At 35.3% G+C, this 10,480-nt stretch carries 3 protein-coding genes; 1 reads left to right on the top strand and 2 read right to left on the bottom strand.

Translation table 11 applies throughout. From position 1 onward, the window contains the following. Window positions 1-169 precede the first annotated feature (169 nt). On the bottom strand, window positions 170-2,932 hold the full coding sequence (locus tag NEOC65_RS06730; protein ID WP_213156099.1) for a hypothetical protein: 2,763 nt from the start codon (window positions 2,930-2,932) through the stop codon (window positions 170-172). Between the two features lie 745 nt (window positions 2,933-3,677). Between NEOC65_RS06730 and NEOC65_RS06725 the strand changes: the two genes are divergently transcribed. After that, complete coding sequence (locus NEOC65_RS06725; RefSeq protein ID WP_213156098.1) at window positions 3,678-9,392, top strand: hypothetical protein; 5,715 nt, start codon at window positions 3,678-3,680, stop codon at window positions 9,390-9,392. A gap of 687 nt (window positions 9,393-10,079) precedes the next feature. Here the strand turns inward: NEOC65_RS06725 and NEOC65_RS06720 are convergent. Continuing rightward, on the bottom strand, window positions 10,080-10,480 hold a 401-nt coding region (locus NEOC65_RS06720), incomplete at its 5' end, for an integrase core domain-containing protein (protein WP_213156097.1).

Below are 10,480 nucleotides of genomic sequence, written 5' to 3'. Positions count from 1 at the left end.
CATACCTAATCCTTTAAAAATTGCCTCTTTATTTAATGAGAGCAATTTTATAAAGCATGAGATTACATAAGAAGTAGCTTGAGAAGTAGCTTGAGAGTGTATAATTAAATTTTTACAAATAACTTTTCTTCTCATTCTCAGTTTAGTTAAATCACTTTTCGGGGTTTAGCTAATCTTCCCTTTTCTCATGTGGCAGAGTTTCAATTTGCCATTCCTCTTTATTGTAAATAAAAGGAAACTCAGCACCCTTAACACCTATTAGCTCTTTTGCATGGCGAAGTCTTTCTCTAACTCCTGGCTTATCGAATATTTCGAATGCTTGCATTAAGCCTAAAATATTTTTATGAAGCTGGCGTGGAGCCGTTACCAGGGTAGAAGCCTCAAAAATTGCCAGCACTTCTTTCCATAAAGGAGATTCTTTCTCTTCTTGATAAATCGGTTTATCTTCTAGATCGCACATGATTAATACCATTTTAAGCAAGAGGCTCACTACAATATCTGTTCGATCTGTCGCATCAGAAGAGAAGCAAGCAAAAGCATCGGCTTTCATAAAGGGTAGAAGGGCTAATATAAGGCGAGCATTAAACAATTTAACAAAAATACGTCGATGGCTTTGCATCAAGGGATCCACATCTTTAAAAAAAATTTCCTTTACTTCATACATACATTTAGTGGCCAATTCCTTGAATTCCAAGCTGATCTTCCACGCTTTGGGAAATACATAGTCAGCCCGATTACTTGATTCTTCTGCTATTCCTGGAGAAATAATTTTCTCCATCAGGGCAGCCATAAAGGCTTGCGTTGTTTTATAACGAGGAATGTGAGGGGCCGGATCCATGTATTCTTCCTTAGGATAGAATAGGGCCGAATGGTTTAAGGGGAAAATAGCCACAAAAGTTGATAGCCATTTTTCACGGTTAAGGCTTATCAATGCATCAGTTTTAGCTCTTTCTGATTCATGTTTATTAAAAGTTTTGCTTTGCAAATTGATTAATAATAAGCGGCGCGAACCTGCTGAAAAAGTATCAAATTCAGGGTTTAAGCCTGTTTTCGAAGTAGGTCTAGCAAAGCGATGAAAATTTACTATTTTTTCTGAGCCATCTTTTTGGCTAACTTTGAGGTTTAAAATCTTGTAGGGAATCTTACACTGCTGATGATGATCTTTATATTTCAGTGTTTTCCATCCTAATAAATCGAGCAATGGAAGCTTATAGTGGGGGGGTAAAGCTACTATAGCGGCGTGTTGGACTTCTATAGGTAACAATAAAAGATTGCTTTGCCTATAAACTATAAAGCGCGTCTCTTTTTTAATTAACTCTTCCAATCCTATAGGCATTATTTCTTTCAAGGCCTTTCTCATTAATGCCACGCCATTAATCTCTGTAAACATGTGATCACACAGCTGCTTTAGCACCAAGGCATAACCACTAGCTGATTCTTCACCTAGCGATTTGTATAATTCAAAATCATCTTTAGCGTCTTTCAATATCTCTCGCAATTTGGATAGGCAAGCTATATGAGATTCTTTCCTCATCTGATTATAGACAGGGGATTTACAAATCTTAGATCCAATATCGTTCGAAAGCGGCAGCCGCAAATCCGTTAAAAGTTTTATCAATTCTTCTACTTTTTCTTGGATAAGAGGGGAGTGATTAGGCCTATTAGAGAGCTTGTCATGGATGAAAGCTTCGTTATTTACTACCCATTCATGCATAGATTTTAAAAGAGTAAAAATCTTTTCGTCCCTCCAAATGACTTTTCCCTCGTCTTTTTCCTCTTTCCAATAGCTTGCTAAAAAATTAGGAATATGCCAAAAAGTAGATAGCCATGAGTCTGAAGGGGTCTTCCACGTTCTTAAAAATACTTCAATTAATTCTTGCTTTTGTCCTAGCGGTAATAAGCTTTCCTGAACTATTTTTTCGCATAACAAATCCCATTTGGCTTTTTCTAAAGTTCCTTGAGCATAGCAACTAGAAAGATCTTCAAGAGTAAAAAGTAGGGTCTCAAATTTTTCTTTTCTAAAGCATTTACCATTAGAATAAGCGTTATATTGCCACAGATAGCGTTGATACCTTATTTCGGCAACACTCATCTTCAATTGCTCGGAGATAAATTCCCATAGTTCTTTTTCATCCGAATATTTAAGAGGAACTTTACAGATTTCGCTACAAAATAAGTCCCATTCCTCATCCCTTAAACTTTTTTGCTTATATTTTAAGATTAGCTGTTGGCAAGTAAGGATAATCTTATCATAGAGCGTCTTATAAGTGTGAGTTTCTTCACTTTTTTGTTCTTCAATAGATAAAGAAGATAAGGTATTGACATAACTTTCAAGGGCTGCCATTTGAATGCGTAATTGGTATATTAGTGGGGGATCTCCTTCTCTGTTAGACCAGATATTAAAGATAAGCCTTAGCAGCTCTTTTTGATGTTCGTGGCTGCAATGAATTGTAGTGATCCGTTGATATAACCATTCGGTATTGAAGGGGTGTTCCTGCTCTTTAGGCGAAGAGTAGTAATGGGTAAAAAATTTTAACCTTTTGAAAGCTATTTTAAAGCTGTTTTCAGCACTATGCGGTTTAAACCTAAATTTCCATTCCAAATCTGAGAAATGTACTTCTAAACGCTCTTTTCTTAATTCCAACTCAGCGTGTAATGACAACTTTTCTTTAAACAATTCGTAAATTTTATTTTCATTTTTAACCGATAAATTTAAACGAATGATCTGTCCGCGGATGGCATCCCATGCTTCCACTACATCCAAATCCAAATTATTAAATCTCTCAATAATAGCAGCAAGCTCTTCCATTTTTCTTAAAAAAATCCGTTGATATTGAAGAGGAGTTTTATCATCATCTTGTAAGTCTTCAAAGCTAATGTAAGAAGAGGCAAGGGCTCCTTCCTGTGCTGCTTTAAAATGGGTAGTTAACATATAGGATGGCCTTATAAATTAAATTTTATAGTAATTTTTCCTTATATAGATTCGCCCGACGCAAATAAAGAAAATATTACAGGCAATAGACTAGTTTTAAGATAACAAGATAGAAAAACAAGGACTTAAGAGTGATATTTTTATGCTTGATGCCTTAAAGGTCGATTTAGTAGTTTACAGATTTTTTTAATTTTTCTTCGATCAGTAAGGGTAGCGATTTTTAAGTTTTAATGAATATAGTTATAAATATTTTTTAATTGTTAATTTTTTCTATTGCTAAAAAGGAAATTATAGAAATAAGCTTTTGATATTTTGCAATTGGAAGAAAGGCTTTAATAGGAGGATGTACGCAAGTAAGCTGCCACAGAAAAATGCTAACCTGTAGAGGGAGGATTCTATAGGCCTGCAGCTAGCCAAACACGCTTGCACCCAACTCATTTTACTGTAATATTTTTGTTTGCATTACCTGTTTGGCAGTAATGATTTAAGTAGGGCAATGCTCCTGGTCACCTCCCCATTTAGAACGGTTCTATAAATTAAACGAATGTTCAGAAAAAAATTCTACGGATTTGTCAATCCTCACCCCCGCCCTAAAAATAAAAAAGTCTAAAAAATATTAAAAAATGCTTAGTTGGCATTTAATCGGGCATAAATTTATAAGAACTTAATCTACTGTTAATTTACTTTAAAGGTTAAATCTAATATACTACAATGGTAAAACTATAATTTAAATTTAAGTGAATTTATGCATCCTCTTCCTTCTATCAAGCCTGCTAAGCTAGCTGTACCTGCGCCAAGTTCTAATCCTCAAAAAGATCGCCTTCACCCTTCTTTTTCTCAGGGGATTGCTAGAGTATGGCGCCACACTACGCGCTTTTTAAGCTGTGGAAAATTATATAACGTTCCTTTAACTAAAAGAGATTTAAGGATAATTGAGAAATTTAAACACACTCAACTTTATAAATTTCCCCATAAGCTTGAAGTTGTTGCTTGTTCTAATAAAGAAGCTCCCTCACATTTTAATGAGTCATTGGAGGGTATGAGGGATTTTTCCCGCCAACTCGCTCAACTAGCGATGGAATGCATCCATGAACAGTACATCGCTTCCCCTGTAAAATGGGTAAATGAGAAATCGGAAGAAGTACCTCGTATTGTCAGCGATCTAGCCCAACAAGCTATTAAGATTGGCAGTCTTTCCGTAAAGCCTATTTTTGAATTAATTCAAAAATTTGAAGTTAATCAAAAGGCTATAGAGCAAATTGATAAATTGCTGGGCTGGGCAGTGCAGGATGTTCAACCTCTAGATTTTAAGGAGCGTAAAGAGTTTCATCTGGCCTTCGAGGCAGAATTGTTAAATAAGATGGATAGTAAAGTTGATTTTGTGCTTCCACCTGCTTCTGAAAGTTTACCTCAAAAAAATATTAAAGAACACTTAGAGGTTTGCAGTGCTAAAATTGTAGATTGGCTTTTTGAATCTAATCATACACAATCACTTCTTAGCTTGTTTAATGATGAGCCTTACAAGCCTTCAGAAGAGATGATTAATTATGTTTTCCAACAAGCTTTACATTTGCTAGTGGAAAAGAAAATTATTTTTTACAAAAATAAAGCCAATCACATTCTCCAAAACAGGCTCCCTCTCATTGTTGAAGCTTCCCTAAAAGAGAATGCTAGAAATATAACTGATTTGGTCTCTGGGCGCCTAGCTGAAATTTTAGACAATATGGGCGATGAGCAATTTACTGTGCTATTCGATAAGATAGTCGAGGTCATAAGCAATCACCTTACAAATGTGGCTGATAGCTATGAAGAAGCAGAAAAAGCTGCTAGCGAGCATGCAAAACTTGAAAAGTATGCTCAACGGGTTATTACATGCAAGCCTGAAACTCAAAAAGAGATTAGAGACTATAATCTTTGTAAAAAATATTTACAAAAACTTCACGAAATGGGGGGAGTACCTGCAATTGAGGAAGATGTTTTATTTAAAACCTTCCTCGCGCTTAATGGCAGCAAAGAATTTGTAATAGAAAATAACACGACAGAAGAAATTTCTAAGCTTTTTTTAAATACTCTTTTACCTGATGTTATCGAAAATGGTAAGCATGTCAAGGGCTTAGAAAACCTATTATCTACCATAAAACTTCCTGAAGAATTTACTGAGCTGTTCAATGAAGCTAAAGAGATAGCTCAAATGGTTTTAACTCCTGAACAATACACTGAATTGGTTGACTTAGGTAAAACCGCCAGTGATTTTAAAGAGCTAGCTTTAGATGGGTGCTCTGAATTAATCAAAATAGGCTTTAACGAAGCATTAGAGCTCCTTATTAAACAAACGTCGAATCCTGAAGAGCTTAATCTTGTAATGACAAGCAGCATATTACCGGCTACGGTAGATATGATGGTGCAATCTTTTGCAGATGATCTCATTTACCATAATCTTAATAAGCTTGCTCCTTATTTTTACAAGCTTCCCCATGCAGCAGTGGAGAAAAAACTTTTGCAGCTTTTGTTTCAATTGGCTAACGAAGAAGGAAAACTTTACGGATTTTCTAAAGAAAAAGAAGAGGCCTTTTTTAATATTGTTAAAATACGTCTAGATGAAATCGTCAAACTGATCCAAAAAGTAAAGAAAAGAGATCCTAAGAAAGATGGAATAAGATCAGTTGTTGCAATTATCAAAGCCTATTACAAAGAAGAAAATGCAAAAGGCAATAACCCTCATTTTGCCAATTTTATTGACGTAGGTTTGCGTGTAGGCCAATTTGGCAATTTTCTTCCGCGTTTGTTTAACCTAAAAACCATACGCAATATGTCCAGTAAGCTGATTACTAGCTCTTTGCATAATCTTCGTCAATCCTACAGGCCTGGTCTTAATCGCCTAATTCCTTTGATGGAAGAAAAATATCTTGATCGAGAGGTTATGAAGAAATTGATCAAGCAATATCCTTCCTTGGAAGAGCTTGAATTAGATATACAGGCTATAGAAGAACGAATAAAGCAAGTAGAAGAAAAAGTTGGCTTTAATAGCAATGATGACAGATTGCTTAATCAGTTGCTAAGCATGAAAAAACTTTTACAACATAACTTGAAGTTAAAAGAGGAAATATTAGCAGAAGATAATAAGCATCAAAAAGAAGTAATCCAAGCTCAGAAAAATCTTTCTGTAGAAGTAGATAAAGTCGCAAGACTGGGTTACGACATGATGCTTTACAAAGCAAAGAAAAAAATGCCTCTAATTGGCAAATTTATTTTTCGTTACCTGGTAGGAAATACTGCTGATAAGATTGGACAAACAGCTCTCAGAGTCATTGCTAAGACTATTGGCCGCCAGTCATTTAATGAGCATTTGCTCAATAAAATTCTTTTAACCTCATTATCAGCTATCCATATGACCACGGCGCTCAACCGCGAAGTAAAGCCTTTATTGCATCCCAACAATCAGCTGAAAATTGATCATATCACTGTGCCTGTGACCGCACAATCTCGCCAAACTCCACCCCTAAAGATTGAAATTCCCCTGACAGGGGAAAGATTATCTACATGGGGAAAAATTCGCCGTTTTATAGTTGGAATATTTGCCCGTTTATTTAACTTATTTAGAACAAAGAAAATAAGCTTAAGCGGTAAACAAATTAAACTGATGGAATACATAAATAAGGACAAAGAAGCAACTCCTGCCCCCGCTCTAACTGTTCCCTCTACGCCTTCGGTAGAAGCAGTCAGTGCCATCCAAGAGATAAAAATAGTGGAGAATGAACCAGAGACGGGACAACTAAACTACAACTTCTTTTTTAAGGAAGACATTCATGATTTAAATCCTTCTTTACAAAAAGTAGGCAAGTTTGTTGATGATTTCATGTCACGAATTAGCCAAGAAATCTTTCAGGAGAAAATACGACCCCTTACCCATACCGTAGAAAGGAATGCTCAAAATCTTCCGCAGAGCATCCCTCAAGTATTAGATTGGATAACCAAAATCATTTCTCCGTGGGTCAATACTATTCTTAAAAAAGTTATAAAGCACGGTTATAAGTTTGAGCTTGATACCTCCACCAAAAGCTTTTTTAATATTTTACTTAAAGAGCTAAAAGATAAAGATGGGGCCCTCAAAGAAGGCGTGTTCGATAAGATGGAAGCTTATGTGCGAAAAATGAATCTCGTAACAACGAATGATGATTTACAGCTTTATTTGGAGCCCATTCGCCAATGGGCAAGCCAAAAGTATAACCATTCGGAAGAAATTCATTCTTTAGCAGAATATACCGGTCCTCGTGATGTAAAATATGATATTATGGTTTCTAAATTTTATGTTGCGGCCGTTCAGTGGCTTATTAGATATAAATTGGAAAGTCACATAGATGAATTTCAATACTTTTTAGAAAATAAGCTCTCTGGTATGGTAGAGCGCCATTTAACTAATAATATGCAGCGCTTATCTTCGCTGCTTTTTAATCGTATAGCTACTTTAATTAATCTTATTACTGACGAAGACTATAAAAACCTTTTTGATAATTCAGCGCAAATGATTAATAACCAGTTAGTTAATTTAATTAAAGCAGAAAAAATTGTTGGCGGCAGCTTATCCCTAGTTAAAGGAAAAGAAAATGAAGCTGTTTGGCGCAAGCATATAGCGAGAGAGCTAATAGCTAAGGATACGACGGGAGAGCCTCGATACAATCTACCTGCTTTAGCACGCGCTTTAATTGATATTCCTTCTCATATAAAAAAAGAAGATATAGAAGGGTATAAGGCTGTAGAAGAAAATAAATTTTTCTTACCCCTTGTTGAAAAGCTTCTTAATTATGCTTTACCAACAGGCCATCAAGAACTTGTGGAAGGGAAGGTTATAGTACTAGATGCTTTTGAAGAGCTACTAGACAACATCATTATCGAGCCTGAAATTCAAAATATGGGGAAAGAGCTTCACCAATTTCTTAAATCTTTGCTTCCACCAAAATTTGCTAGCAAAATTGATACCATAAACACCACGGTTGTTAAGATTAGCAAAAAATTTATTCTTAATGTAGTTAGACAAAATGCCACCAAAGTCTTAGCTCAGCAATTGAAAGGAATTTTTACAATTTTATCCGAAGAAAAAAAACGGATGGAGTTCCTGGCAGAAACTTTTTCTCTTATTCATAAAGAAATAATAAGATCTTTTGTTTCTTATACTATGACTATCAATGAACAACACTCCACCTACTTTTTCGCCATGATGCTTGAGAGTCATTTGCAGCCCCGGCTTAAAGGAAGGCTTGTTGAGGAATTATGGGAGTCTTGTTCAAATAGACTTAAATGTTCGTGGAAGGCGCTTAAAATTAGCGAGGTGGATTTTCTAGAAAACCATCTACCTAATATTTTAATTGATTTTACCCTAGCATTTTTAGCAAAGTATCATATTGGAGACATTTCTCACTCCCAACTAAGGCTCTTAATTGAAGATCCAACTAGCGGAGCAGCTGTAAAAAGGATTGCTGAGATCCTGCTGCAGAAAATCTACGAAAAACATCCTGAAATGGAATTAGACCCTGCAAGCCATGAATACTTTCTCATTTATCTTAATCCCCTATTAGAAAAAATAGTTACAGAACTTAGAGAAAAGCAAAAAGTGCTGCGTAAAATCTCTCCTGATGCGACCTTGGAAGCTGTGGATATTGATACTACTTTAAACAACTTCTTCATAGGAGCCAACGATAAACAAACGGTTTACGTAGACATGATTGCTAATATTATCAAAATGGGTAAGCTAGGAGGCGATCCCACCGCATCTAAGATTACGTTCCTAGAGACGTTTATACAGCACATTACACAGACTTCTCGAGTTAGAAATGCGTTAACAGCTGTTTTAGTACCAGCCATGCATCCTGTTCGAGCTTCTATTTTAGGAATTACTGATTTAATGGCTCAAGCTCTTAATAAAAATTATCTAAATGATCAATTTATAAAAAATTTATTAAATCCTGAAACTTTGAATACCTTAAAGGTTAAAAAACAACAATTAAAGCGTCAGATTGAAGATAAAAGAAATCTACTGAAGGCGGCAGAGGATAATCATAAAGCTGAGCAGCACAACAAAAAAATTATAAGACTGAAAGAGGAATTAGAAGAAATTCGGCGAGCGGTAAAGTTTAAAAAAATGGGCACCTCCGCAGAAAAAATAAAAGAGAATGAAGCTAAGATGGAAGGAAAATTTCAGCAGGGTTTATCACTGACTGCCACCATCTTGTACGATTTAATTAATTTCTTTGTTAATGAAAATCAAAGCTTTTGGGCTAATCAATTGGGTAAATGGGGTTTGTGGATGGCAAGCGTGGATGAAATTCATCTCCAAGAAGTATTAAGAACTTTTTACGATAAATTTTTTCATAATGATGATTTAAATGAGGGATTATTTTTAGAAATTATGCAAATGCTTCTAAAACGGATAGAAGAAAAAAGCGCCCTTGCGCTAGAAAGGTAATTCCTACTAAAGGAAAAATAAACCTGTATCCCTTGGATGAGAAAGTAATAAGATTCTATTCCAATAATCTTGCTCATGAAAATACTAGAGAAAGAAATAGAAAAAAAGCTTTAGAGGGTAAAATTTTTTCATTTAGGGCAATTAATTTTGATCATTTTTATTTTTAATAGAAGTAAGAATAAGCTAGGCTGTATTCGTACAAGCTTTAGAAGCTTTCCTTCTTTTTTTAACTTTTTCATCCCTTTAAATTAGCCCTCAGTTGTTTGATTTTTGTATTTGCATCTACTACCTACTCCACCTGCTAAAAACGTCGAAAAGAAATTTTTGGTAAGTTAACACGAGTTATCGAATAAGGAAATAGTTGGAAAAAAGGCCTTCACAGGTTTTAAAAGTATTTTGCACTTAAAAAACTTAAAGCTAGAAGGTCGAAATGTTTGAAAAAGATGTCCATTGATTAATCTCCATTTTTTGCGATAAGGATGATTTTTGTAAGCAATCAGAGGTTAATGGCACACAATATGGTTTGAAAGCTATTTAAGAATCGCTAGTGGGAAAAACAATAAAAGAAATAGAGGGCCAAAATTATCATTAAGCGAGGCGATGAGTAGTGTTATCGTTTCATAAAAGTGGCTATAGAACATTTAAAGATTACCTGTCCTGGACAGTACTTGACCTGACAAACATGAGTTACCTGGCAGGTACTATTTCTGTCAGTTGTAACTTATCTAACATCTTTTCTTGTGCAAGATGTTTGGCATCTAAGAATGTTTGTAAAGGCGTCTTGCCAAAACAATACTTTCCTGTATGTGTTCTCTCATTATTATACTCATTCATCCATTTATCCACATCCCCTTGTAATTCTTCAACATTTTTAAACACTTTCTTCCTAAAAGCTGTGGCATAAAATTCGTTCTGGATGGTCTGATGAAACCTTTCGCAGATTCCATTGGTTTGAGGATGCCTGGCTTTAGTGCGAGAATGGTCAATGTCTTCAATGGCCAGATAAAGTTCATACTCATGATGCTCTCTTGCTCCGCAGTACTCTGTACCACGATCGGTCAATATTCTTAAGATACGAATATCTTGCT

The organism is Neochlamydia sp. AcF65, from assembly GCF_018342435.1.
Classification (GTDB): Bacteria; Chlamydiota; Chlamydiia; order Chlamydiales; family Parachlamydiaceae; genus Neochlamydia.
This window is presented reverse-complemented; position numbering and strand designations above follow the sequence as displayed.